This is a genomic window from Cobetia sp. 4B, from assembly GCF_018831605.1.
GTDB lineage: Bacteria > Pseudomonadota > Gammaproteobacteria > Pseudomonadales > Halomonadaceae > Cobetia > Cobetia amphilecti.
This window is the reverse complement of the sequence record NZ_CP059843.1, coordinates 23,595-47,269: the sequence shown is the minus strand read 5'-3', so window position 1 is coordinate 47,269 and position 23,675 is coordinate 23,595. Positions and strand designations below refer to the sequence as shown.

Here is a 23,675-nt window from a genome sequence, read left to right as displayed (position 1 = left end):
GGAAGCGGGTGGAGTATTCAGTAACCGACAAGGTCGCCCTCGCCTCGCTGGCTTGCAAACCAGCTCTCGAGAATCAGCTGAGCGGCGAGGCCGTCCACACCATCATCGCGATAATTGCCGCGGTGGCCGCGCTCGCGCGCCAAGCCCTTGGCCGCCTTGGTGGAGCCGCGCTCGTCCCACATTTCCAGCGGCTTGCCATAGCGGCCATACAGGCGCTTGCCGAACTTGCGGGCTCGGCTGCACATCAGTGTCTCGCTGCCGTCCAGCTCGAGCGGCAGGCCGACCACGAACAGGTCGGGCTGCCATTCCTCGATCAGGCGATTGACGACATTCCAGTCCGGAATGCCGTCCCGCACATGCAGCGGCACCAGAGGCGTCGCGGTGCCGAGCATCTCGGTACCCACCGCGACACCGATGCGGCGCGTGCCGAAGTCGAACGCCAGCGCCGTACGGCTGACTTGCCGCTCAGCCATGCCCGATCTCCCGCGACATCAGATTCATGTCGACGCCCAGCTTGCTGGCAGCCGCTTCGAGACGGGACTCGCTGTCGGCATCGAAGAGGATGCCGCTGTCGCCTTCGACGATCAGCCAGCTGTTTTCTTTCAGCTCGTTGGTGAGCTGGTCCGGCTCCCAGCCAGCGCAGCCGAGGCAGACCATGAAGTCATCAGGGCCTTCGTTGCCGGCTATCGCCTTCAGGATGTCCAACGAGGTGGTCAGCGCCAGCTCGTCGGTGACCTGCAGGCTGGAATCCCACTCGCTGGCCTTGCCGCGATGCAGGATGAAGCCGCGGTCCTTGTGGACGGGGCCGCCGTAATAGACCACCTCATCGAGGCGTTCACAGCTGTCGGCAGCGATCTCGAGCTGCTCGAACAGACCGCGCATGGTCAGCTTGATCGGCTTGTTGACGATGACACCGAGGGTGCCCTTGTCATCATGATCACAGAGGTAACTGAGCGAGCCGGAAAAATTGTCATCATCGAGATGCGGCATCGCCAGCAGGAAATAGTCTCGCAGACTTTGCATGGTCCTCCCGAGGCGTCAGGGCGCGCCAGAATCGTTGCCGGGGCCGAATCGCCAGATGCGGGTGATGGTCAGCTGGCTCATCCCCTTGAGACTTTCATCAAAGGGCGCATAAGGAGCCGCGCCGTAGACCGTATCCAGAGCCGCCTGGTCGAGTTCAGCATGTCCCGAGGATTGTAACACTTCCGCGAACTCAAGCTGACCGCTGGGCAGCACGACGGCGCGAATCCGCAGCTCGCCGCTCAGATGAGCAGGCGCCGGATAGTGCTGATTGCCGAATGCTTGTACCGTGCCGGTCCAGTCATTGATATAGCGCGCGCGGGCCGAGGCACGCGCCGCCTTGCGTGAGGCGGTGTCACCCACCACCTCACGCGACTGGCCGGAGGCCTGGATTCGCTGAACGTCCTGCTCGCTGGCCTGCTGTTCATTGTCCGGCGTATCCGGCAGCAGTTCGGAACGCGTCACCTGCTGTGACGACGCTTGCTGGGTCGCGATCACCTCGGGGATGCGCTCCGGCAGTACCAGCGCCTGCGTGGCCGGGGCCTGGGCTTCCGCCACGGCCGGCTCACTGGCCTCGGACGCACTCTGCTCACCCGGCTGCGGGGGCGCCTGATTGACTGGCCCGGCCTGCACCGCTGCCTCGCGCCCGCTGCCACTGGCCTGCTGGTCCTGCTCGGCCACCACCTGCGAGTCGACGGCAGTGGTGCTAGCCTGACTGACCAGCGTCACATCGAGCATCACGGGCTTGGGCATGGGTGGCACCTCGGGCGGCGTCAGCAGGCCGCTGCCCAGCAACCACCAGCCGATGACGGCATGGACGGCCAGTGCCGCGCCCCATGCCACCACACGGCGATGCACCCGCGTCACCGGAACATAGGTGATCGGGTCGGTGACGCTATGATTGCCTGCCCACCATTCGACGGGTGCTGCCATACCCCACTCCCTGTCCACGGAACCTCATTGGCAGCTTCGGCTTCCTTGCCGTTTACTGCGAATCCATTGCGGGTCAGCCAACTGGTGCCGACCTCACCGCGACGTTGATCAGGCGGGCGTCTGCGCCGCCAGACGCGCTTCGATGGCATCCATCAACAGACCGGCGATATCAGTGCCGCGCTGGGTATCGATCTCGCGTACGCAGGTCGGGCTGGTGACGTTGATCTCGGTGATGTAGTCGCCGATCACGTCCAGGCCGACGAACATCAGACCCAATGATTTCACCACCGGCTTGACCTGCTCGATCAGCCAGTAATCGCGGTCGGTCAGCTCACGCGATTCGCCACGTCCGCCAGCCGCCAGGTTGCCGCGCGTCTCTCCGGCGCTCGGGATGCGCGCCAGGCCGAACGGCACCGGCTCGCCATCCACCAGCAGAATGCGCGTATCGCCGGCACTGATTTCCGGCACATAACGCTGGGCCATGATCTGACGGGTGCCCCGCAGCGTCAGCTGCTCGATCACCGAACCGAGATTGCGGCCGTCTTCGGCGACGTGGAAGATGCCACTGCCACCCATGCCATCCAGCGGCTTGAAGATCACGTTGCCATGCTCGGCGTGGAAGGCGCGCAGCACCTTGTCGTTGGCCGACACGGTGGTCGGCGGGATGCACTGCGGGAACTGCTGAGCGAAGAGCTTCTCGTTGCAGGTCTGCAGCGCGGCCGTCGGATTGACCACCAGCACGCCTTCCCGCTCGGCAAAGCCCAGCAGGTGAACGGCATTCAGGAAGTGTTCGTCGACGGGCGGATCCTTGCGCATCAGGATCACGTCAAGCTCGGCCAGCGGAGTCGCGACGACCTCGCCCAGCTGATAGAAGTTGTCCGGGGCGTGGTAGACCTCCAGATCACGCATCCGGCCCATGGCGCGACCATTCTCGAGATAGAGGTCTTCCTGCTCGAGATAGTGCAGCGACCAGCCACGCTGGCTGGCGGCCCACAACATGGCCAGAGTGGTGTCCTTCTTGTAGGCGACGCTGGACATCGGGTCCATCACCACGCCGATCTTGAGCTTGCGAGCAGTCATTGAGGCAACCTTGTGACGACACTGCCAGCCCGGAACGCGGCCGGCAGCGGGGATAACGGAGACTCCCGTCGCGACATGACACCATGGCGCGGGAGCGATGGGACAAGTATGCAGCAGCGCCGTGCTGCTCACCACTGGCGAAACGCCCTTGCCGACTCACGCTGTGTTGCCGGCAGATCAACAATTCTGCTCGGGTGCCAGATGATGGGAGATCAGCGCGGCAGGTCACCAAATCGCTGCTGCAGCAAGGTCAGCGCCACCACCGGCGCCGTCTCGGTGCGCAGGATACGCGGCCCCAGGCCGAGCACTTCACAACCGGCGGCGGCCGCTTCTGCCACCTCATCCTGCGTGAAGCCGCCTTCCGGGCCGATCAGCAGGCTGGCACGGGTCACGCCGCCCTCGGCCTCGGCCACGTTCAGCGCCTCGGCACCGCCCGGCTGCAGAATCAGGCGCAGCGGCTCATCACGCTCGGCCAGCCACTGCGTCATCGCCACCGGGGCATGCACGACCGGCACGACGCTTCTTCCGCACTGCTCGCAGGCGCTGGCCGCCACGCCCTGCCAGTGCGCCAGCTTCTTGTCGGCGCGCTCGCCCTTGAGCTTGACGTCGCCACGCGCGGTATAGAGTGGCGTGATGGCAGCCACGCCCATCTCACAGGCCTTCTGGATGGCGTAATCCATGCGGTCTCCCTTGGAGATCGCCTGCCCCAGATGCACCGCCAGCGGCGCCTCGCGGTCATTGGGCACCGCCTCGATCACCTGCACGCTGACGCCCTTGCGGGTCACCTCCTCCAGCAGCACGCGCACCTCCTGCCCACGGCCATCGAACAGCTGCGCCTCACTGCCGACCTTGGCACGCAGCACCAGCCCGAGGTGGCGTGCAGGCCCCTCGGGGAGCGCGAAGGACGCCCCGGCGCTGACATTGAGATCAAGATCGGGGCAGTGCAGACGGATGGCCATGGACGGGGTCTCGCGGACTAAGAAGCAATGAAAGTGAACCGCGATGAGTCGATGCAGCATCGCAGGCAAGGCGGCGGCCATTGTCGCCCAAAAAAGCAGCGACGGGCCACTGGGGCCCGTCGCTGGTCGTACCTGTCATGTGGCCAATCAAGGCCGGCTCACTGATCAGTGAGCGGTCGCCTCGGCGGCGCCCTGGGCTTCACGCTGCTTGCGCTGCGCGTACATGGCCTCGAAGTTGACCGGAGCCAGCATCAGCGGAGGGAAGCTGCCACGGTTGACCAGGTTGTCGATGGCTTCACGCGCATACGGGAACAGCACGTTCGGGCAGAAGGCGCCCAGGGTGTGATCCAGCTGCTCGGCAGACAGGCCAGCGATACGGAACAGGCCAGCCTGCTCGACTTCCGCCAGGAAGGCTGTGGTCTTGTCTTCGCCGTTGGTGACCTGAGCGGTGACCTTGATGGAGACTTCGAACAGCTCCTCACCGACCTGCTGGTGCTCGGTATCCAGCTCCAGCGCGACCTTCGGCTGGAACGGCTGGGAGAAGACCGCCGGAGAATTCGGGGCTTCGAAGGACACGTCCTTCACGTAGATGCGCTGCAGGGCAAACTGGAGCTGATCCTGAGCCTGTTCTGCGCCTGCTGCAGCCTGTGCGTTCTGTTCTTCAGCCATGAGACATATCCTTGAGGGTTCGGAGATTTATTCTTGGTTGCGAGCCGGCCTCCAGCAGACCCGCAAACTTGCCCAGCCAGCGGGGCAATGACAGCTGGCAGACACGCGACGTGCGAGTCTGCGACTCAGCGAGTCACGACCGGCAGGCTGTCGGCTTCCCACTGGCCCATGCCGCCCTTGAGCTTGACGGCCTGCTTGAAGCCATCCTTCTCGAGGCGCGCCACCAGCGGTCCCGCTGTCTGGCCGTGCTTGCAGACGATGATCACCGGGCGTTCCTTGTACTTGGCCAGCGGAGTGGTCTCGCTGGTCAGCTGACTGCTGGGAACGTTGACGGCACCGGCGATATGACCGGCCTTGAATTCCTTGCTGTCGCGGATGTCGATGAAGACACCCTCTTCGCGATTGACCAGTCGCGTGGCCTCGCTGACGCTGACGCCGTGGTTGCCACGCATGGTTTCCATGACAATGAGGGCGACCAGCAGGGCGACGAAGGCGCCGACCAGCAAGGGATGATTCTGCGCGAACTGAAGCAGCTGTTCGATCATGAGACGGGCTAACTCCGCTGTGACGTGCATGCCGACGCGTACGCGGCAAAGGAAATAGACCGCTACCTGAGGTAACGGAGCCAGCATTATACATGACAGGCCCAAGCATGAATGCCGCTGCATGGCATCAAAAAGGCGTAGCCGGGCGATGCGCCGGCTGCTGTCAGCTCAGCCGGGCCGGGGCGATCCACCGATAGCGCAACCCAATCCCGGCGATACACTTGCGGCACTTGCACTCGGCACCTTACCACCCCTCTAATAGAGGGCAGAACGAGCAGGTAGTTTTATCACTACATGTCGTTTCCGCCGAGGGTTCTGTCTCGCGGATGCGCCACAGCATGGCCGCAGGACATGACAGCTGCATGATGCGTCGTCCGTCGAACATCATCCTGTCATCCCGGCCCCTGCTCACCCCAGATCATTCGTCATCACAGCGAGGAAGTCATGGCAGCTCAAGCACAAGGTCCGCGTCCCGTCGCCCTAATCATTCTGGACGGCTACGGTCACAGCGAAGAGGAGAAGGACAACGCCATCCTCGCCGCCGACACGCCGGTGATGGACCGCCTGCGTCGTGAATATCCCAGCGAACTGATTCACACCGATGGTGGCTTCGTCGGCCTGCCGGACGGCCAGATGGGCAACTCCGAAGTCGGCCACATGAACCTCGGTGCCGGTCGCATCGTCTATCAGGACTTCACGCGCATCACCAAGGCGGTGCGTGAGAATGCCCTCAAGGACAATGACATCCTGACCGCGCCCATCGATGCCGCCGTCAAGGCCGGGCGTGCCGTGCACCTGATCGGCCTGCTGTCTCCGGGTGGTGTCCACTCCCACGAAGACCACACTCTGGCCATGGCCGACCTGGCCGCCGAGCGGGGCGCCAAGCGCATCTATATCCACGCCATCACCGATGGCCGTGACACCGCGCCCAAGAGCGCCGAGGCCTCCATCGCGCGTGCCGATGAGCACCTCGCGGGCCTGGGCCTGGAAGACGGCCGTGTCGCCACGCTGGTCGGTCGCTACTTCGCACTGGACCGCGACAACCGCTGGGACCGCGTCGAGCAGGCCTACCGCCTGATCGCCAACGGCGAAGCCGAGCATGAAGCCGCCACCGGCGTCGCCGGTCTGGCTGCCGCCTACGAACGCGACGAGACCGATGAATTCGTCACCGCCACCCGCATCGGCGATTCCGTCGCCATGCAGGAAGGCGATGCGGCCATCTTCATGAACTTCCGCGCCGACCGTGCCCGCGAGCTGACCCGCGCCTTCGTCGAGCCGGACTTCGCAGGCTTCGAGCGCACGCCGCCCAAGCTGGCCCACGACGGTCTGGTGATGATGACCCAGTACGCCGCCGACATCCCGGCGCCGGCAGCCTTCCCGCCGTCCGAGCTGCACAACACCCTGGGCGAGGTCGTATCCGACCGTGGCCTGACCCAGCTGCGCATCGCCGAGACCGAGAAGTACGCACACGTCACCTTCTTCTTCTCCGGTGGCCGTGAAGAGGAATACCCCGGCGAGACGCGCATCCTCGTGCCGTCCCCGCAGGACGTGAAGACCTACGACGAGAAGCCGGAAATGAGCGCCGGCGAAGTCACCGACAAGCTGGTGGAAGCCATCGAGTCCGGCGGCTACGACCTCATCGTCTGCAACTACGCCAACGGCGACATGGTCGGCCACACCGGCAAGTTCGATGCCGCCGTCCAGGCCGTCGAGTTCCTCGACAAGTGCGTGGCACGCGTGGTCGAGGCGCTGGAGAAGGTCGGTGGCGAATGCCTGATCACCGCCGACCACGGCAACGCCGAGCAGATGGTGCACCCGGAAACCGGCAATCCGCAGACCGCGCACACCACCTTCGAGGTGCCGCTGATCTACGTGACGCAGCGCGATGCCAAGTTGGCCGCCGACGGGCGTCTGTGCGATCTCGCCCCGACCCTGCTGACCATGATGGGCCAGTCGGTGCCGGAAGAGATGGATGGCAAGGTGCTGGTCGATTATGCCGAGGCCTGATAGCAGGCTGCATGGCGCACCCTTCGGTGCGTCGTGCCTCTCGCCCAGCCCGAGCAAGCCGCTCGGGCTGGGCGACCGCCCCCGAATCTTCAAGCGCCGGAGCCGAGTCTCCGGCGTTGTGCTGTCTGCCTGGCTGCTGAGTCTCGCCCCGCTGGCACTCGGCCCCGTGGTGGCGACCACCGCGCAGGCCGCTGACGACACCGCCACCCTGACCCAGAAGAAGCAGGCCTCCCAGGAAGACCTCAAGCGCCTCAAGCGTGAGATCCAGGCGATGCAGGGCGAACTCAAGGCCACGGCAGCGCGGCGCAGCGACACCCGCAACGGGCTGGAGAAGATCGAGCGCCAGCTCAACGCCACGCGCCAGCAGACCGGCAAGCTCGAGGATGAGCGCGATGACATCAAGCAGCAGCTGGTGGCGCTGACGCGCAAGCGTGAAGCCCTCAGCCAGCAGCAGATGGCCCAGAAGGCCGCGGTCGCCGAAGAGATGGCCGCCCTCTATCGCCTCGGCCGTCAGCCTGAGCTGAAATTGCTGCTCAACCAGGATGATCCCGCACGTCTTGAGCGCCTGCAGGTCTATCTGAACCACCTGAGCGAATCACGGCGTGCGGCGCTGGAGCGCCTGGCCGAGCTGAACCAGTCACTGGCCGACACCCGCGCGCAGCTGCTGGCCCGCCAGACGCGCCTGGATGACGTGCAGGCAGGCCTCGAGCGGCAGGCCAGTCAGCTGATCGCGCAACAGAATGAACGCGCCGCCCTGCTGCGCAAGCTGGATGCGCGCTATGCCAGCCATGAGGCGAAGATCGCCGAACTGGACCAGGACCGCGCGCATGCCAATCAGCTGATCCAGACCCTCGAGAAGCGCCTCAAGTCGATCAAGAGCGCGCCACCACCCAAGACCCGCATCACGCGTGCGATGGGCAAGATGGATTGGCCGGCGCCGGGCAAGGTGATCTCCGCCTATGGGCGTGGCGAGGGCGTCAACCGTGATGGCGTGCTGATTCGTGCGACGCAGGGTACCGCCATCACGGCGCCACACGCCGGTCGTGTGGTCTTCGCGGACTGGATGCGCGGCTATGGCAACCTGCTGATACTCGATCACGGTGACAACGTGCTGACGCTCTACGCCCACCTGGCAAGCTTCAGCGTAGGCCCGGGCGACAGCCTGTCACGTGGCCAGCAGCTGGGCAGTGTCGGCAGCAGCGGCGGACGTGATGGCCCGGCGCTCTATTTCGAAGTGCGCCGCAGCGGTCAGCCGACAGACCCGAGTCGCTGGCTCGCGCGCCGCTGAAGTGCCTGGCAGCGGCACCTCGCGCATCATCTGATTGTCAGCCAGCGCTGAATGCCACCGCTAGCCAGCGGGCTAGTCGCCAGGCACTCGCGCGGGATATGCTCGCAGTAGCCTGTGACTGCGAGCATGCTGGGCGGTGTTCCCCCCTGCCATGCCTCGACATCCGGCCCCGGCGCTCAGCGCATTTCGGTACCAGTCGAGTCAGTATCCGTCGAGAAGGAAATCGCATGTCTGCAATGTCGCCGTTCCGTCCTGCCCCGCGCCGCCTGCGTCAGCTGGCGGTCAGCGTGCCGCTGAGCCTTGCCCTGCTGGGCGGCGGACTGCCGGCCAGTGCAGAAGATGTCACCTCACCGGCCGACAGCGCTCAGGATGCCCGTCAGGGCACGGACCTGCCGCTGGATGAGCTGCGCACCTTCGCCGAGGTCTTCGAGCGCATCAAGCGCACCTACGTCGATCAGGTCGATGACCGCACGCTGCTCAAGAATGCCATGCGCGGCATGCTCGAAGGGCTGGACCCGCACTCCGCCTATCTGGATCAGGAAGACTGGCAGGACCTGCGCGAGAATACCGATGGCGAGTTTGGCGGCATCGGTATCGAGGTCGGCACCGGCGACGATGGCCAGCTGACCGTCATCGCCCCCATCGACGACACCCCGGCGGCGCGCGCGGGCCTGCAGCCGCGAGACGTCATCCTCAAGATCGACAATACGCCGCTGGACGGCCTGTCGATGTCGGAGTCGGTCAAGTTGATGCGCGGTGAGGCAGGCTCTCGCATTCGGCTGCTGATTCTGTCCGAGGGCGCCGACATGCCGCGCGAAGTAGTGCTGGAACGCGCCATCATCAAGAGCAGCAGCGTCAGTCAGCGCCTGCTGGACCCGGGCTATGGCTATCTGCGCATCAGCCAGTTCCAGAGCGCGACCGGTGACGAGGCCCACACGGCACTGGCCAGACTGCGGGAAGACAACGAAGGCGAGCCGCTCAAGGGGCTGGTGCTGGATCTGCGCAACAACCCCGGCGGGCTTCTCTCGGCCGCCGTCGAGATCAGTGACCTGTTCCTGTCCAGCGGCCGCATCGTCTACACCGAAGGCCGCCTGCCCGACAGCGAGCTGTCCTTCTCGGCCAAGCCCGATACCCCGGCGGGCGACACCCCGCTGGTGGTGCTGATCAATGGCGGCACGGCCTCGGCAGCGGAAATCGTGTCCGGCGCGCTGCAGGATCAACACCGCGCCATCATCATGGGCACCGACAGCTTCGGCAAGGGCTCGGTCCAGACGGTGATGCCGCTGGGCAATGGCGATGGGCTCAAGCTGACCACCGCGCTCTACTTCACACCCAGCGGACGTTCGATCCAGGCCGAGGGCATTCGCCCGGATGTCGAGGTCGTGCGAGGCCGTCTCGAGCGCGACACGCGGCGTGACTTCAGCGTGCGCGAGGCTGACCTCGACGGGCGCCTCGACAATGCCAACGCCGCCAGCGAGTCCGCCAGCAGCAAGGCACCCGACAGCCCGGTAGTGGCGGAAAGCGACTATCAGCTGGGTGAGGCGCTCAATCTGCTCAAGGGCATGAACGTGCTGGGGCGCAGCGCGGCGCTCAAGGCCACCGTGCCCACAAGCGACGAGTAAGCATCACGCCATGATCGCCAGATCATCAGGCCACAACGACAAGGCCCCGCCATCTGGCGGGGCCTTGTCGTTGCAGGGGGCATGACATGCGCACTTGTATGGAGACATATAGCGCTGTGTGGCAGCGATCGGCCATCCTGTGACCACCTGCGCCCAAGCAATGATAGTGGGCGCTCACATACCCGTTAGATCAGGCATTACAGCACCTTCACTCTTGTTACGGCTTGCAGCTGGCGGGCAACTCACCCCGCTGCCCCATCGCCTGACGCATCAGGATGCGCTTCAACTCGCCCTGGCCGTCGACGAAACCAAGCCCGAAGTTGCGCAGCAGCCGCACGCCCGGCTGACGGCTGCCGAACAACAGCCGGAAGCCATCCATCATCTTGAGCATCATGGCATTGTCGCTGCGACGCCGGCGGCGATAGCGCGCCAGCCAGCGCTCGTCGCCGAGCGCCACCCCGCGGCGATGTCCTGCCAGCAGCTCGTCTGCCAACACCGCCACATCCATCAAGCCCAGATTGACGCCCTGGCCTGCCAGCGGGTGAATGGCATGCGCAGCATCCCCCACCAGCGCCAGCCCCGGCAGCACATAGTCTTCGGCGTGGCGCTGATGCAGCGGGAAACTGAAGCGCTCACTCGCCCATTCGATGGCGCCCAGCTGACCTTCAAAGGCGTCTTCCAGCTCACTACAGAAGGCCGCCGGTGACAGTGCCAACAGCCGCTCGGCCTCCTCTGGCGTGGTCGACCACACGATGGAGCAATGCCGCTCTGCAGCCGAGGCTCCCTCGGCCGGCTGAGCCAGGGCGTCATTGACGGCCATCGGCAGGAAGGCCAGCGGCCCGGTCGGCAGGAAGCGCTGACGCGCGACGGCCTGATGCGCGAGTTCGGTGCGCACCGTGGCCACCAGCGCGACCTGGCCGGTGTCGTGTTCCCGCGTGGCGATCCCGGCCAGCTCGCGCAGCCGTGAGCGCGCACCATCCGCCGCGACCACCAGCGCCGCGGTGACTGTCCGGCCATCGGTCAGCGTCAGGCTGGTCGCTTCTGCCTCATCGAGTTGGTAAGCATTCACTACCGATGTAGCGCCTGAGCGTGGCAGTGCCATGCCTGCCACACGCGCCCCGAAGCAGCGCGTGATCGCCGGGCAGGCATCGATGGCCTGCTCCAGCGCGGCGAGCGTGACCCGGTTCTCGACGATATGCCCCAGCACCGGCACACCGCTGTCCTCGGCACTGAACTGGATCTCGCCATTGCCCTCCGCGTCCCACACCTGCATGCCGGTATAGGGCATCAGGCGACTGGCGGCGATCGTCGGCCACACACCCAGACCGCTCAGCAGCTGCTGAGAGACCGGCGTCAATGCACTCACCCGTGGCTCGGGGGCGCTATCAGGTTGCCAGCGGGTCGCGGACTCACGCCCCTCGACCAGCATGACCTGCAGTCCCACCTGCCCCAGCAGCAGCGCCAGGGTGGCACCGACGATACCGGCACCGACGATGGCGACATCGGCGTCATGTGCGCTACCTGCTGATCGACCGTCCTTCATGCCTGCTCCCTGTCTCGTAGTTCAGTCTCTTGCTTCTGTCTCGTAGCCTGATCTCGAAGACCAATCTCGTGCCCTGATTTCGAAGCTCCGGCTCGTGGCTCGACACCAAGGCGCTGTCAGTGAGGCCCTGTCAGTGACGCCCTGCCTGCGAGGCTCTGCCCACGAGCCAAGTCAGTGAGTGCCTACAAATCTCAGCGTTCAATGCCCATCGAGCGTCTGGCCAACAGGCGCTTGAGCGGCGAGACCAGATTGAGCCCGATCAGGCCCGCTGCCCGTGCATGCCCCAGCCAGCGACTCTCGACCCCGAACAGGCGGATCAAGCCATCGCTGAACAGCACCACATTGTCGCGATCCGCACCGCGCCGCTCCTCGAAGTCACTCAGCACGCTGGTGGCCCCCGGCGACTCGCCACGCGTCAGGCCCGCCTCGATGGCCGCGACCAGATCGGTCACGCCGCGCAGCGCCAGGTTGAAGCCCTGCCCTGCCACCGGGTGCAGGGCGTGGGCGGCGTTGCCGAGCACCGCAAGGCCGGGGCGCGTGCCTTCGCTGGCACGCACCAACGACAGCGGATAGGCGTGGCGTTGCCCGACGCGGCGAAAGCGTCCTGCGCGTTCACCGAAGGCGCGCTGCAGCGCCTGCAGGAAGTCGCTGTCGGGCAGCGTCATCAGGCTTTCCGTGTCAGCGGGCGAGCGCGTCCACACCAGCTCCATGCGCTTGCCGGCCAGCGGCAGCAGCGCCATCGGGCCTTCGCTGGTGAAGCGCTCGTAGGCGACTCCCTGGTGAGGCTGGCTCATCTCCACCGTGGCGATCAAGGCATGCTGCTCATAGTCCTGCGCCGCACTGTGGATACCGAGACGCTCCTTGAGCCCGGAACGACCGCCATCCGCCAGCACGGTCAGCTCAGCCTCGATCAGACGGCCATCCTCCAGCGTGAGGCGATGGCCTTGCGCCGTGACAGCGATTTCTGCCACCCGCGCCGGGCAATACCAGGCCAGCGGCAGCTCGGCCAGCTGGCGATGCAGTACCTGGCCCATCCAGGCATTGGGAATCACATGGCCGAGCGCGGCTACCTCAAGCTCGGAGGCCCGCATGCGTGTCGCCCCCAGGTGGCCGCGCTCACTGACATGGATGGTGCGAATCGGCGTGGCGTGCTCGCACATCGCCTCCCAGACCCCGAAGGCGGTGAACCGCTGGCGTGAGCCCGCCGCGATGGCGCTGGCACGTGCATCGAAACTGGGCTGAAAGCGCCGGGCGTCTGCCGTCGCCGCGGGCAGCTCATTGGCCTCGATCACGGCGACACGCAACGCTGCGGCCTCACGGCCCTTCTCGTCGGCCACACGCGCCATCAGGGGCGCCAGCGCACAGGCCAGGCTGGCGCCCACCAGGCCGCCGCCGATGATCACGATGTCGAAGTGTTCGGCATCACGCCCGCTCATGGCTTCAGGCTCACTCATGGCGTCAGGCCTCCGCGCGCATCAGCGCCTCGATGGCCTCGACGGACTTGGGCACGCCATGACTCAACACCTCGTGGCCCGCGGCAGTCACCGCGACGTCGTCCTCGATGCGAATGCCGATGCCGCGATATTCGACGGGAATGTCGCCGTCCTGCGGAATGTAGAGGCCCGGCTCGATGGTCAGCACCATGCCCGGCACCAGCGGACGCGGCTCACCCGCTTCGCGATAGCTGCCCACATCGTGCACATCCAGCCCCAGCCAGTGCGAGGTGGAGTGCAGATAGAAGCGACGGTAGGCATCGCTGCTGATCAATTCCTCGACCTCCCCCTGCAACAGGCCCAGCTCGACCAGCCCCGTGGTCAGGTCATGCACGACCTGTTGGTGAATACCCACCAACGTTGCACCCGGCACCACGGCGGCCACCGCGCGCTCCTGCGCCTTGAGCACGATCTCGTACAGACGGCGCTGCGGCTCACTGAAGCGGCCATTGACCGGGAAGGTACGCGTGATGTCGCCGGCATACAGGGCGTACTCGGCGCCGGCATCGATCAGCACCAGCTGACCATCCTCCAGCGGCGCGCGATTCTCGATGTAGTGCAGCACACAGGCATTCACACCCGCTCCGACGATGCTGGTGTAGGCCGGAGCCGGCGCGCCCTGCCACTGGAACTCATGCTCGATCTCGGCCTGCAGATGATACTCGTGCAGGCCGGGACGGCTGATCTGCATCGCACGCACATGCGCGCGCGCGGAAATCTCGGCGGCGTGACGCATCAGTGCCAGTTCACGCTCATCCTTGATCAGGCGCTGCTCATGCAGCAGCGGCGCGAGATCCTCGAAGGCGGCCGGCGGCCGTGCTCCGCGACGCACCGCGGCGGCCAGCTCATCGCGCAGCGCTTGAGCCAGCGCCAGGCCTTCATCATCCTCGAACAGCACATAGAGACGCTCGCGGCCATCCAGCAGGCTGGCCATCACTTCATCACGGGCCTCATTGGTGAAGGCCTGATCGAAGCCTGCCGTGGCGACGGCACCCTCGGCACCGATGCGGATGCCGGTCCAGGCTTCGGCCAGCGGGTCCTTCTCCTGACAGAACAGCACGCTCTCCCCTTCGGCGCGCCCGGGCAGCAACAGCAAGGCGGCCTCGGGTTCCGGCCAGCCGGTCAGATAGTGGAAGTCGCTGTTCTGACGGAAGCTGTATTCACTGTCGCGGTTGCGCTGGGCCAGGCCCGACGAGACCACCAATGCGGCAGCCCCCTGCGGCAGCTGCGCGATCAGGCGCTGGCGGCGTGCACGAAAATCCTCTGCCGTCAGGGCAGCAGGTGCGGGCAGGATGGCTGGGGCAGTCATGGCAATCTCCGTCGAGAACCCGCCGGGCATGGCGCGTTCGAGTGACAAACAGGCGTGATGCTGTAGATGGGGCCACCCGCCCTCTTGTACCAGCCTTGCGTCAGACGCGGCGCAAGCGGTGGGTGACCATCGATTCAGTGGGTATCGGTACGTGAGCTGACGCCGAGGCTGCCCTCGAGACCGCCTTCCGGCAGCTGGTCATCGCTGGGCTTCTCGACGTCCGGGTTGCCCGGGTGCTGCTCGGTATACAGCAGCAAGGCCGCCATGCGCACATGGTCAGCCAGCGCGAACAGATCGGCCTCGTCCTCGGCGTTGTCGTCGTCGAGGTCTTCGGCATTGGCGAGGCCGCTCGAGATGGCTTCGACATCGCTCAGCGCATCCTTGAGCGCCTGACTCCAGCCACTACGGACATCGTCATCGGCACCGGCCAGCTCTTCCTGGAAGCCCAGCGTCCATTCGCGCAGGCTCTGACCACGTTCGGCCAGCGAGAACATGTCATCCGGCAGCAGCGGCTCGAAGCTCATCTCGCTGGCGGCCAGACGCTCCTGATTGCGCGTGCGCCAGGTGAGGAAGGCTTCACCGGCTTCACGCGTGGCCGGCTGCTCGACCCCCAGCGAGGCGCAGACGCGCGCCAGCCAATCCTCGGCACTGATGTCATCCAGCGCCAGTGCGGCCACCAGCTGACCATCGAGGAAGGAGGGATTGTTGAGGCTGCCGTGAGCCAGGAAGTGGTCTGCGACGAGCGAGAAGTCGAAGGTATCGTTGATGATCGCCATGATGCGGCCCCATTGAGTCAGTGAGAAGTGGTTCTGTAGCGGGAGAATGGCATCTGAAGGATGTGCTGCAGCACAAGGCAGCCGCGCCGCGCGGCGCGTTGACCCTCCAGAAGCGGCTCTCTATAGTGGCTCGAGAATGCCCCCATCTTACCGCACTGGCCCTCCTTCTGGCTTGCCGTCCTGACTGCGACGGTGACGCACTGACAGCAGGACGTCGGCATCAATCTGGATGACGCCGGACAAGGCCCGAGAGGATCTACATGAGCGATTCCGCCACCCCACGCAATACCACCGAGATCAGCCTGCTCGGCCGCAGCTATACCGTCAGCTGTCAGCCCGGCGAGGAAGATGGCCTGACCCGTGCGGCGGCTTATCTGGATCTCGCCATGCAAGGCATCCAGCAGCGCGGCAACACCATCAGCGCCGACAAGGTCGCCCTGATGGCAGCGCTCAATATCTCGCATGAGTTGATCAACAGCCGTGACAGCGAGCGCGCCCTGCAGCGCGACTTCGAGACTCGCCTCACCGCGCTGGACCGTCAACTGGATGCCGCGCTCAGTCAGCTGCCAGCCGACTATGCCGATCAGGCGAAGGCACGCGCTGCTGAGCGTAAAAACGCTTCAGAATCAAACAACTGATACATTCAGGCAACAGATTGTTCCCGACAGGATTAGCCCTTGGGCAGGCAGGCGGGGTTTGGTAGACTGAATGAGTTCTCTGGGGTGTACGACAGTTGCCGATGTCCCTCGAGCTTATAAGCTATTCCCAGGGAGTCCACTGCGCAGTGCTGTGTGCATGTCCGTGCGTCGGAACGCCTGATGCGCTGCGCGGGACTACCCACCTTGAACCGCTGGGTTCAAGGGCCCCCGGTAACACCGGCACCTTGGAGAACCCTGTCTGACGGAGATTGTCAGGCATGCGCAAGCCCCCCGCGGTCTATGCCGCACCCGCGAGCCCACGCTCGCCACTCCCTTCTGCAGCACTCGATACCACGCTCTGGGCACTGCCCAGCGAGCTCGATCACCCTCAGGCCGACCGCCGTGCGCTTCGCCGTCTGCTGCGCCAACGCCGCCGTCAGCTACCACCTGCCATTCGCCTGCAAGCCGAAGATGCGCTCCTGCGTCAGCTGAAACGGCTGCCGGAACTGTTGCGCGCCCGTCACATCGCCCTGTATCTGCCCTACGATGGCGAGATAGATGCCACGCGCCTGTGCGATTGGCTGCAGCGACGGGGAGCGAAGGTCTATCTGCCGGTACTGCGTCCGTTCGCGGCCAATTCGCTATGGTTCGTGCGCTACGACGATCAGACACCCCTGGTCAGCAACCGCTTCGGCATCGCCGAACCGGACACCCGTCACGGTGCTTCCAGGGCGCGGCGCCTGCCTGCCTGGGCGCTGGATGTCGTCTTGATGCCACTGGTCGGCTTCGATGGGCGCGGGGCTCGCATCGGCATGGGTGGTGGCTTCTACGATCGCAGCTTCGCCTTTACCCGCCGTCCCGGCCCCCGACCACTGTTGATCGGCCTCGCCCACCACTGTCAGAAAGTCCCCGCCCTGCCGGTACAGTCCTGGGATGTCCCGCTGGACGCCATCATCAGTGATCGCGAAGTCGTGCGCCCAGCCCGCCCTGAATGAGGCGCTGGGCTTTATGACGAGATCGATGGCACGACCGCGAGATGTCGAGGGTGAAAGCAGGCAGAAAGGGGCTATCGGTGAGGAGGCGAAGCAGCAACGCAGTGAAGCCAGACGAGGGGTCAAGCTGAGGGGGGGAGTCGGGGAGCTGGAAAGCTGGGAGCAGAAACGCTGGAAAGCTTGGCAGGAGGGTCATGGCATGGGTGCGTGGCGCCAGAGAGACTGACGCCAGCAGCACCGCTACCGCCGGTGAGGGCAGCAGCGCAGGATTCAGGAACCCATTACGGTCTGGGCGTAGCCGGTTGCCACTACACCAATCCCGAAGATGAATACCAGGGCCATGACCAGATCGGGCTTACGTTTCATGAGAGCGGGCTTCTTCTTATATCGTCAGTGGCTTTCGCGTGACGGTTGTCGATGACTGTCTTCCTGACAGTGACCAGATGATAGGCATCTGACTTCTGTATGACAATCACCATGCAATCGTTTGAATGGACGCTTTTCCACGCAGCTTTTGATGTCTGGTCGCCCCAGCCGACAAGGGTTTTCGTCAAAAACACCGTTCTTTTTCGCGCTCGGCATGAAATGTGGAATTTCCTGCGGCATGCCCGCCGGATACGCATGAAAAAGCCCCGACCTTCCACGCGAAGGCCGGGGCTTTTCTATCCACGAATATGACCAATGAAACATGATGAGCTGCGCCTCAGCTCGCCGCCTTCAACGCAAATGACTCATATAGTCATCATCGCCCCACCCCTTGTCTCACTCAGGACAGAAACAGGCGATAAGCGGGATTGTCGCTCTCTTTCCAGAAGCGATAGCCGATCTCATTGAAATATTCCTCGACCCGCGCGCGGTCGCCATTGGGGATCTGCATGCCGATCAACACCCGCCCATGCGACGCGCCGTGGTTACGGTAGTGGAACAGCGAGATGTTCCAGTCCGCCGGCAGGTGGGTGAGGAAATTCATCAGGGCACCCGGGCGCTCCGGAAACTCGAAACGATAGACCTCTTCCTCGAGATCGCTGGTCGTGCGCCCACCGACCAGATGACGCGTGTGCAGCTTGGCCAGTTCGTTGTCGGTCAGGTCTTCCACCGCATAGCCCGCCTCACGCAGCTTCTCGACCACAGCGGCGCGGTCTTCACCGCCCGGCTTGACCTGCACGCCGACGAAGACATGCGCTTCCTCCGGGTTGGCATAGCGATAGTTGAACTCGGTGACCATGCGCTTGCCGATCACCTTGCAGAACTGCTTGTAGGCCCCCGGGCGCTCCGGCAGCGTCACGGCCAGAATCGCCTCACGCTGCTCGCCCAGCTCGGTGCGCTCGGCAATGTGCTGCAGGCGATCGAAGTTGGTGTTGGCACCGGAGTTGATGCACACCAGCGTCTCCCCTTCCGCGCCTGACTGCTGGACGTATTTCTTGAGGCCCGCCAGTGACAGTGCGCCACTGGTTTCGGAGACGGCGCGCGTATCCTCGAAGATATCCTTGACCGCTGCACACATCTCGTCGGTATTGACGGTGATGACCTCATCGACGGTGTGCTGGATGAGCTCGAACGGTGCCGCGCCGATCTGCGCGACCGCCACACCCTCGGCGAACACGCCGACCTGGTCCAGCACCACGCGCTCACCGGCTTCCATCGCTGCCTTGAGGCAGGCGGCATCTTCCGCCTCGACCCCGATGACGCGAATCTCGGGGCGCAGGTACTTCACGTAGGCTGCGACACCGGCGATCAGGCCACCACCCCCGACCGGCACGAAGATCGCATCGATCTTGCCGGGGTGCTGACGCAGGATTTCCATGCCGACGGTGCCCTGACCGGCAATGACATCCGGGTCGTCATAGGGCGGGATGAAGGTATAGTCGTGCTCGTCCATCAGGGTACGCGCGTGGGCCAGCGCCTCGGGGAAGGCGTCGCCCTTGAGAATCACCCGCGCGCCGCGCTCGCGCACGGCCTGCACCTTGATTTCCGGCGTAATGCGCGGCATCACGATCACTGCCTTGACGCCCATCAGCTTGGCCGCCATCGCCAGGCCCTGCGCATGATTGCCGGCCGAGGCCGCAATCACGCCACACGCCTTCTGTTCATCCGTCAGCTGGGCCATCTTGTTGTAGGCGCCGCGAATCTTGAAGGAATAGACAGGCTGCAGGTCTTCACGCTTGATGAAGATGTGATTGCCGAAACGACGCGACAACAAGGGTGCCGGCGAGAGCGGAGTTTCATGGGCGGCTTCGTAGACACGAGCCGACAGGATTTTCTTGACGTAATGTTCGAGCATTATAGGAATGTCCTGATGTGTCACAGCGCGGGCCGCATGAGCGCGACCGAACCCCCATTGTTATCAGACCGCTGGCGAGAGCGTCCAGCGCCATCGCCGGGTTTGCCGTTATAATGTGGCGTTTTCCGGCGTTGCGCTTCACGTCAAGCCGTTTTCCAGTGCCTGTCGGCGGTAAACTGCTGGCCACGCGGGGAAGACTGCGCCAATGCCCACATTCACCACCGCCCCACCGACCCGAGGTATCACATGACCCAGGATGAGCTGAAGCAGGCCGTGGCCCGCGCCGCCCTTGACGAGATTCGCCCACTGCTGAGCCGCGACACCATCATCGGCGTCGGCACCGGCTCGACGGCCAATCTGTTCATCGATGCGCTGGCGGAAGTGCGTCACGACTTCGCCGGCGCCGTCGCCAGCTCCGAAGCCACTGCCGAGCGCCTCAAGGGCCATGGCATCGACGTCTTCGAACTCAACCATGTCGGCACCGTGCCGGTCTACGTGGACGGTGCCGACGAGATCGACCCGCGCCTGGCGATGATCAAGGGCGGCGGCGCCGCGCTGACCCGCGAGAAGATCGTCGCGGCCTGCGCCGAGCGCTTCGTGTGCATCGCCGATGGCTCCAAGCAGGTGGATATTCTCGGCGGCTTCCCGCTGCCGGTGGAGGTCATCCCGATGGCGCGCTCCTATGTCGCGCGTGAGCTGGTCAAGCTGGGTGCCGACCCGGTCTACCGCGATGGCGTGCTGACCGACAACGGCAACCGCATCCTCGATTGCTACAACTTCCTGATCGAGGACCCGATCGCCATGGAAGCGCGCATCAATGCCATCGTCGGTGTCGTCACCAACGGTCTGTTCGCGGCACGCGGTGCCGATGTGCTGCTGGTGGGACGCGAAAGTGGCGTCGAACGCATCACTGCCTGAGGAGCTGGCATGACGATGAATCTGCGCCCACGACTGCGCCTGGCGACCGCACTGCTGCTGGCAGCCAGCGCAAGTCCGCTGGCGCTGGCCGATAGCCTGCCGATCAGCCAGCCAGTCACCGTGACGCTCGACAGTGGCGTCAAGATCCTGCTCAAGCCGGACCACAGCTGGGAATATCAGCTGGATGAGGTGCAGGCCGCTTCCGTCCCGGCCACACAGCCCTCAGTGAAGGCTGGCAGCGCGCTGGTGCCGACCTCGACGGCCGTGCCGGTGACGGCGGCGGTCGCTCCGGCTGGCGACTCGACCTCACCATCAGCCGGTGCAGCCTCTGCCAGTGCCAGCAACGCAGCGCCTGACAGCGCGTCACGCCTCAACCGCAGCGCGCTGGCCAATCCGCGGCTGTTGAGTGAAGGCCACCGCGATGGTCTGGTCGCGCGTCTGTCCTCGGTGAGCGAAGAAGATGACGAGGCGCTTCTGCAGTTCAGCCTCGACAACACGGCCGGCCAGAGTGTCATCGGCGTGCAGGCCAGACTGCGTCTGTATGCCGATGATGGCCATCTGCTCGCGACGCGTGAGGTGCCGTTGTGGGTCGGGGAATATCGCCTGCCCCAGACCTACCTGCGCCCCGGACAGACACGCGATAGCCGCGAGGTACGCGTCTCGCTGCCGGAGGGTGAGTGGACACGCCAGCTGGTGCGCGTGGAAGTCACCGAGGTGGAGTTCCGCTGATCATCAGATGCCGGATGCCGGATGCCGGATTTCAGGCGTCAGATGCCACAGCAGCCAGACGAAAAACGGGAAGCCCTGAGGGGCTTCCCGTTTCTGTTTTAGCGCCGGTCGCTCAGCGAGAGCGAAGCGGTGATCAGAACTTGTAGTTGATGCTGAAGTAGTTGCCGAAGCCGGTGGTGTCCTGGCGAACGCCGGTGGCAGTGGAGCCATCGGTGAAGAACGCCATGTTGTTGTAGTACTTCAGGCCATAGCCGATCGCATAGCGCTGGGTGTGGTAGTAGATACCGTTGAACCACTCCATGCTGTTGACGCTGCGGCCCGCCTGGCTGCCCACTTCGTCGGCATCGAACTTGTAGTCCAGGTAGCCCTGATAGGCGATGAAGCTGCCATCATCGAAGTTGACGAACGGCTTGAACCAGTTGGTGGAGGCCATGTAGCCGTCCCACTTGCTCTCGTCTTCGCCGCCGTAGTTCTCACGCACGTAACGCGCGTAGAGGTTGAAGCCCATCTTGCCGAACCACGGCACCTGCACATCGCTGCCCAGGCCGACGTAGTGCTCCCACAGACCGCCGAATGCGCCGTTGTCACCGATGTTGGTGACGGTGGCGATGTAGAGCTCATCCACCGGACCGAAGGACAGGTCGTAACCGGTCATGGCGTCCAGCGAGAAGCGCGGTGCCAGCTTGGCGAAGAAGTTGTCGCCATCGTGCAGATCATCGGAACTGTCATCGAGGATGTCGAAGAAGTCGACATACCCGTAGAGATCGACGATGCCCGAACGGCCACCGAACTCCATTTCCAGGTAGGTATCTTCGCTGTTGCGGAACGGCAGGCGGTTGTCTTCACTGCGCATCAGGTTGAAGGTCAGCCACTTGTAATCATTGGCGTGGATATCGCCATTGAAGTCAGTAGCCTGCGCCGGTGCTGCAGCGGTCAGCAGCGTGGTGGCAGCCAGAGTGCTGGCCGCGAGGGTCTTGAGCATGGTCATCGCGTAACGATCCTGTCCTGAATGTTGAGACTGTTCGAATTCTTGTGGTCTTGCCCGCTGAGCGGGTCTTGTCGCTATGAAGTCCGACGAAGGCGCGGGAGTGAAACTCGCACGGGGCCCAGTCTGGAAAGGCGGCGATGTTAGCACTTCCTCGCAAAAACGACAGAGCGACATTTCGGGGGTGATCAACGTGCCTTCGACGACAATGTGAACCTTTTCACACTCTCGCCAGGCACCTTGTCACCCTCGGCTTCCCCGAGATGACGTCCCGATGTTTCCTCGCTTGCCGCCCGGCGCATGCCGGCAGGATGGCTCCCGTCGACTGACCGGGCGGAGAGCGAGGAATGCATCAGGCCGCCAGCGCCAGGAAGAAACCGGCAATCGCCGCCGACATCAGATTGGACAGCGTGCCGGCAAGTACCGCCTTGAGCCCCAGGCTTGCGATCTCATGACGGCGTGTCGGTGCCAGGCTGCCCAGCCCCCCCAGCAGAATGGCGATCGACGACAGATTGGCGAAGCCGCACAGCGCGAAGGACAGCACTGCCATGGTGTAGGGCGTCATCACCGCGCCGGTGGCCGCGACGATGCTGTCACCGCTGAGGTAGGGCGCCAGATTGATGTAGGCGACGAACTCATTCACCACCAGCTTCTGGCCGATGAAGGAACCCGCCAGGGTCGCCTCGCTCCACGGCACGCCCAGCAGGAAGGCCAGCGGCGCGAACAACCAGCCGAGAATCATGTCGAGACTCAGCGTGTCCATGCCGAACCAGCCACCCACGCCGCCGAGAATGCCGTTGATCAGGCCGATCAGCGCGATGAAGGCCAGCAGCATCGCCCCGACATTGGCCGCCAGCTTGAGGCCGGAAGACGCACCGGAGGCCGCAGCGTCCAGCACATTGGAGGGCGCATCATCATCCTTGAGGGCAGCATCGGCGAGGGCGATCGAGTCGTCCGGCTTCTCCGTCTCCGGGAACAGCAGCTTGGCGAACAGCAGCCCGCCGGGCGCTGCCATGAAGGATGCCGCCACCAGGTACTCCATCGGAATGCCCAGCGCCGCATAGCCGCCCAGCACCGAACCGGCGACGGAGGCCAGGCCACCGCACATCACCGCGAACAGCTCGGAGCGCGTCATGCTGGCCAGATACGGCTTGACCACCAGCGGCGCCTCGGTCTGACCGACGAAGATGTTGGCCGTGGCCGAGAGCGACTCGGTACGCGACGTGCCCAGCACACGCTGCAGGCCGCCACCCAGCAGGCGAATCACCCACTGCATGATGCCGAGGTAGTAGAGCACCGCGATCAGCGACGAGAAGAAGATGATGATCGGCAACACCTTGACCGCGAAGATGAAGCCGACACCACTGCCCGGATTGGCCAGGCTGCCAAACAGGAAGTTGATGCCCTGATCGGCATAGTTGACCACCTGACTGACGGCACCGGAGACACCGGCCAGCACTCCCTGGCCGAAGGAGGTGTAGAGCACGAAGGCGCCGATGGCCAACTGGATGGCAAAGGCACCACCCACGGTACGCAGGCGAATGGCGCGTCGATTCGACGACAGCGCCACGGCAATGAGGATGAGCGAAGCCATCCCGACGAGACTCATGAGGGGATTCATTGGGAAGATCCTGAGGGTTCTTGTGGTTGTTATGGGTGCTGCGTGCAGGGCTGCGACGACCCGTTCTCAACGTCGTGCAGTGTTATCCTGCATTCTCACCATGTTCAAAAAGTCACAGCCTGACCAAATAGTCAATACGTCCGTTTTACCTCACGCCCACTTGTCTTCCAGTGCCAGACTGGCAGTGTCAGGGGCATTTTTGAGGTTCTCCCTGTGTGTCAGTGGTTTATCATCTGCTTCTGACGTGGGACGTGGCGCTTCCGCCCA

Annotated in this window: 21 protein-coding genes and 1 other RNA gene; 8 read left to right on the top strand and 14 right to left on the bottom strand. The window is 64.4% G+C overall.

Annotation, left to right across the window (positions count from 1 at the left end; translation table 11 throughout):
- Positions 1 to 17 precede the first annotated feature (17 nt).
- The 7 genes from ruvX to H2O77_RS00175 all read right to left on the bottom strand — a co-directional run bounded on the left by ruvX (position 18) and on the right by H2O77_RS00175 (position 5,206).
- Positions 18 to 473, bottom strand: a complete 456-nt coding sequence (ruvX, locus tag H2O77_RS00205; RefSeq protein ID WP_054556397.1) for a Holliday junction resolvase RuvX — start codon at positions 471 to 473, stop codon at positions 18 to 20.
- Complete coding sequence (locus H2O77_RS00200) at positions 466 to 1,023, bottom strand: YqgE/AlgH family protein (RefSeq protein ID WP_043331610.1); 558 nt, start codon at positions 1,021 to 1,023, stop codon at positions 466 to 468. Before H2O77_RS00200 ends, ruvX begins: the two co-directional genes overlap by 8 nt.
- A gap of 15 nt (positions 1,024 to 1,038) precedes the next feature.
- Complete coding sequence (locus tag H2O77_RS00195; protein ID WP_213114369.1) at positions 1,039 to 1,953, bottom strand: TonB family protein; 915 nt, start codon at positions 1,951 to 1,953, stop codon at positions 1,039 to 1,041.
- A 108-nt stretch (positions 1,954 to 2,061) separates the two neighbouring features.
- On the bottom strand, positions 2,062 to 3,033 hold the full coding sequence (gene gshB, locus H2O77_RS00190) for a glutathione synthase (protein WP_215823664.1): 972 nt from the start codon (positions 3,031 to 3,033) through the stop codon (positions 2,062 to 2,064).
- Between the two features lie 212 nt (positions 3,034 to 3,245).
- The gene (locus tag H2O77_RS00185) at positions 3,246 to 3,992 is read right to left on the bottom strand and encodes a 16S rRNA (uracil(1498)-N(3))-methyltransferase (protein ID WP_215823663.1); all 747 of its coding nucleotides are present in this window, start codon (positions 3,990 to 3,992) and stop codon (positions 3,246 to 3,248) included.
- 165 nt (positions 3,993 to 4,157) lie between these two features.
- A complete protein-coding gene (secB, locus tag H2O77_RS00180) occupies positions 4,158 to 4,661 on the bottom strand; it encodes a protein-export chaperone SecB (protein ID WP_043331620.1) in 504 nt (167 codons plus the stop codon).
- Positions 4,662 to 4,786: 125 nt separating this feature from the next.
- Positions 4,787 to 5,206 (bottom strand): rhodanese-like domain-containing protein, encoded by a 420-nt coding sequence (locus H2O77_RS00175; protein ID WP_043331622.1) that lies wholly within the window; start codon positions 5,204 to 5,206, stop codon positions 4,787 to 4,789.
- Between the two features lie 444 nt (positions 5,207 to 5,650).
- On the opposite strand from H2O77_RS00175, the gene gpmI reads away from it, so the two are divergent.
- The 3 genes from gpmI (at position 5,651) to H2O77_RS00160 (ending at position 10,123) form a co-directional block, all read left to right on the top strand.
- The gene (gpmI, locus tag H2O77_RS00170; RefSeq protein WP_043331623.1) at positions 5,651 to 7,213 is read left to right on the top strand and encodes a 2,3-bisphosphoglycerate-independent phosphoglycerate mutase; all 1,563 of its coding nucleotides are present in this window, start codon (positions 5,651 to 5,653) and stop codon (positions 7,211 to 7,213) included.
- Positions 7,214 to 7,331: 118 nt separating this feature from the next.
- Positions 7,332 to 8,501 carry a peptidoglycan DD-metalloendopeptidase family protein gene (locus tag H2O77_RS00165; RefSeq protein ID WP_215823662.1) on the top strand — a complete coding sequence of 390 codons (1,170 nt, stop codon included), beginning with the start codon at positions 7,332 to 7,334 and terminating at the stop codon, positions 8,499 to 8,501.
- A gap of 227 nt (positions 8,502 to 8,728) precedes the next feature.
- Complete coding sequence (locus tag H2O77_RS00160) at positions 8,729 to 10,123, top strand: S41 family peptidase (RefSeq protein WP_276315213.1); 1,395 nt, start codon at positions 8,729 to 8,731, stop codon at positions 10,121 to 10,123.
- 217 nt (positions 10,124 to 10,340) lie between these two features.
- Here H2O77_RS00160 and H2O77_RS00155 read toward each other — a convergent pair whose 3' ends face one another.
- From H2O77_RS00155 to H2O77_RS00140, 4 genes are all read right to left on the bottom strand, one after another.
- The gene (locus H2O77_RS00155; RefSeq protein WP_215823661.1) at positions 10,341 to 11,666 is read right to left on the bottom strand and encodes a UbiH/UbiF/VisC/COQ6 family ubiquinone biosynthesis hydroxylase; all 1,326 of its coding nucleotides are present in this window, start codon (positions 11,664 to 11,666) and stop codon (positions 10,341 to 10,343) included.
- A gap of 191 nt (positions 11,667 to 11,857) precedes the next feature.
- Entirely contained in the window at positions 11,858 to 13,120 is a 1,263-nt protein-coding gene (ubiH, locus tag H2O77_RS00150; protein WP_215823660.1) for a 2-octaprenyl-6-methoxyphenyl hydroxylase, read from the bottom strand.
- 4 nt (positions 13,121 to 13,124) lie between these two features.
- On the bottom strand, positions 13,125 to 14,468 hold the full coding sequence (gene pepP / locus H2O77_RS00145; protein ID WP_215823659.1) for a Xaa-Pro aminopeptidase: 1,344 nt from the start codon (positions 14,466 to 14,468) through the stop codon (positions 13,125 to 13,127).
- A 134-nt stretch (positions 14,469 to 14,602) separates the two neighbouring features.
- Positions 14,603 to 15,244, bottom strand: coding sequence for a UPF0149 family protein (locus H2O77_RS00140; protein WP_215823658.1), 642 nt, complete (start codon positions 15,242 to 15,244; stop codon positions 14,603 to 14,605).
- A 260-nt stretch (positions 15,245 to 15,504) separates the two neighbouring features.
- On the opposite strand from H2O77_RS00140, the gene H2O77_RS00135 reads away from it, so the two are divergent.
- The 3 genes from H2O77_RS00135 (at position 15,505) to H2O77_RS00125 (ending at position 16,877) form a co-directional block, all read left to right on the top strand.
- The gene (locus H2O77_RS00135) at positions 15,505 to 15,882 is read left to right on the top strand and encodes a cell division protein ZapA (protein ID WP_064503224.1); all 378 of its coding nucleotides are present in this window, start codon (positions 15,505 to 15,507) and stop codon (positions 15,880 to 15,882) included.
- A 73-nt stretch (positions 15,883 to 15,955) separates the two neighbouring features.
- Positions 15,956 to 16,138: non-coding RNA, 6S RNA (gene ssrS / locus H2O77_RS00130), on the top strand.
- Between the two features lie 22 nt (positions 16,139 to 16,160).
- Positions 16,161 to 16,877, top strand: coding sequence for a 5-formyltetrahydrofolate cyclo-ligase (locus tag H2O77_RS00125; RefSeq protein WP_215823657.1), 717 nt, complete (start codon positions 16,161 to 16,163; stop codon positions 16,875 to 16,877).
- 763 nt (positions 16,878 to 17,640) lie between these two features.
- Here H2O77_RS00125 and ilvA read toward each other — a convergent pair.
- Positions 17,641 to 19,164 carry a threonine ammonia-lyase, biosynthetic gene (ilvA, locus tag H2O77_RS00120; protein ID WP_276315247.1) on the bottom strand — a complete coding sequence of 508 codons (1,524 nt, stop codon included), beginning with the start codon at positions 19,162 to 19,164 and terminating at the stop codon, positions 17,641 to 17,643.
- A gap of 237 nt (positions 19,165 to 19,401) precedes the next feature.
- Between ilvA and rpiA the strand changes: the two genes are divergently transcribed.
- Positions 19,402 to 20,073 (top strand): ribose-5-phosphate isomerase RpiA, encoded by a 672-nt coding sequence (rpiA, locus tag H2O77_RS00115; protein WP_054556388.1) that lies wholly within the window; start codon positions 19,402 to 19,404, stop codon positions 20,071 to 20,073.
- Between the two features lie 9 nt (positions 20,074 to 20,082).
- Positions 20,083 to 20,802, top strand: coding sequence for a DUF3157 family protein (locus tag H2O77_RS00110; protein ID WP_215823655.1), 720 nt, complete (start codon positions 20,083 to 20,085; stop codon positions 20,800 to 20,802).
- Positions 20,803 to 20,935: 133 nt separating this feature from the next.
- Here the strand turns inward: H2O77_RS00110 and H2O77_RS00105 are convergent, their stop codons facing one another.
- Positions 20,936 to 21,790, bottom strand: coding sequence for an outer membrane protein OmpK (locus tag H2O77_RS00105; protein WP_215823654.1), 855 nt, complete (start codon positions 21,788 to 21,790; stop codon positions 20,936 to 20,938).
- Positions 21,791 to 22,139: 349 nt separating this feature from the next.
- A complete protein-coding gene (locus H2O77_RS00100) occupies positions 22,140 to 23,408 on the bottom strand; it encodes a NupC/NupG family nucleoside CNT transporter (RefSeq protein WP_043331634.1) in 1,269 nt (422 codons plus the stop codon).
- Positions 23,409 to 23,675: the final 267 nt, after the last annotated feature.

Excerpts from the sequence above, each read along its gene's own strand:
- ruvX (WP_054556397.1), bottom strand. The coding sequence starts at position 473 with ATGGCTGAGCGGCAAGTCAGCCGTACGGCGCTGGCGTTCGACTTCGGC.
- H2O77_RS00200 (WP_043331610.1), bottom strand. The coding sequence starts at position 1,023 with ATGCAAAGTCTGCGAGACTATTTCCTGCTGGCGATGCCGCATCTCGAT.
- H2O77_RS00195 (WP_213114369.1), bottom strand. The coding sequence starts at position 1,953 with ATGGCAGCACCCGTCGAATGGTGGGCAGGCAATCATAGCGTCACCGAC.
- gshB (WP_215823664.1), bottom strand. The coding sequence starts at position 3,033 with ATGACTGCTCGCAAGCTCAAGATCGGCGTGGTGATGGACCCGATGTCC.
- H2O77_RS00185 (WP_215823663.1), bottom strand. The coding sequence starts at position 3,992 with ATGGCCATCCGTCTGCACTGCCCCGATCTTGATCTCAATGTCAGCGCC.
- secB (WP_043331620.1), bottom strand. The coding sequence starts at position 4,661 with ATGGCTGAAGAACAGAACGCACAGGCTGCAGCAGGCGCAGAACAGGCT.
- H2O77_RS00175 (WP_043331622.1), bottom strand. The coding sequence starts at position 5,206 with ATGATCGAACAGCTGCTTCAGTTCGCGCAGAATCATCCCTTGCTGGTC.
- gpmI (WP_043331623.1), top strand. The coding sequence starts at position 5,651 with ATGGCAGCTCAAGCACAAGGTCCGCGTCCCGTCGCCCTAATCATTCTG.
- H2O77_RS00160 (WP_276315213.1), top strand. The coding sequence starts at position 8,729 with ATGTCTGCAATGTCGCCGTTCCGTCCTGCCCCGCGCCGCCTGCGTCAG.
- H2O77_RS00155 (WP_215823661.1), bottom strand. The coding sequence starts at position 11,666 with ATGAAGGACGGTCGATCAGCAGGTAGCGCACATGACGCCGATGTCGCC.
- ubiH (WP_215823660.1), bottom strand. The coding sequence starts at position 13,120 with ATGAGTGAGCCTGAAGCCATGAGCGGGCGTGATGCCGAACACTTCGAC.
- pepP (WP_215823659.1), bottom strand. The coding sequence starts at position 14,468 with ATGACTGCCCCAGCCATCCTGCCCGCACCTGCTGCCCTGACGGCAGAG.
- H2O77_RS00140 (WP_215823658.1), bottom strand. The coding sequence starts at position 15,244 with ATGGCGATCATCAACGATACCTTCGACTTCTCGCTCGTCGCAGACCAC.
- H2O77_RS00135 (WP_064503224.1), top strand. The coding sequence starts at position 15,505 with ATGAGCGATTCCGCCACCCCACGCAATACCACCGAGATCAGCCTGCTC.
- H2O77_RS00125 (WP_215823657.1), top strand. The coding sequence starts at position 16,161 with ATGCGCAAGCCCCCCGCGGTCTATGCCGCACCCGCGAGCCCACGCTCG.
- rpiA (WP_054556388.1), top strand. The coding sequence starts at position 19,402 with ATGACCCAGGATGAGCTGAAGCAGGCCGTGGCCCGCGCCGCCCTTGAC.
- H2O77_RS00110 (WP_215823655.1), top strand. The coding sequence starts at position 20,083 with ATGACGATGAATCTGCGCCCACGACTGCGCCTGGCGACCGCACTGCTG.
- H2O77_RS00105 (WP_215823654.1), bottom strand. The coding sequence starts at position 21,790 with ATGACCATGCTCAAGACCCTCGCGGCCAGCACTCTGGCTGCCACCACG.
- H2O77_RS00100 (WP_043331634.1), bottom strand. The coding sequence starts at position 23,408 with ATGAATCCCCTCATGAGTCTCGTCGGGATGGCTTCGCTCATCCTCATT.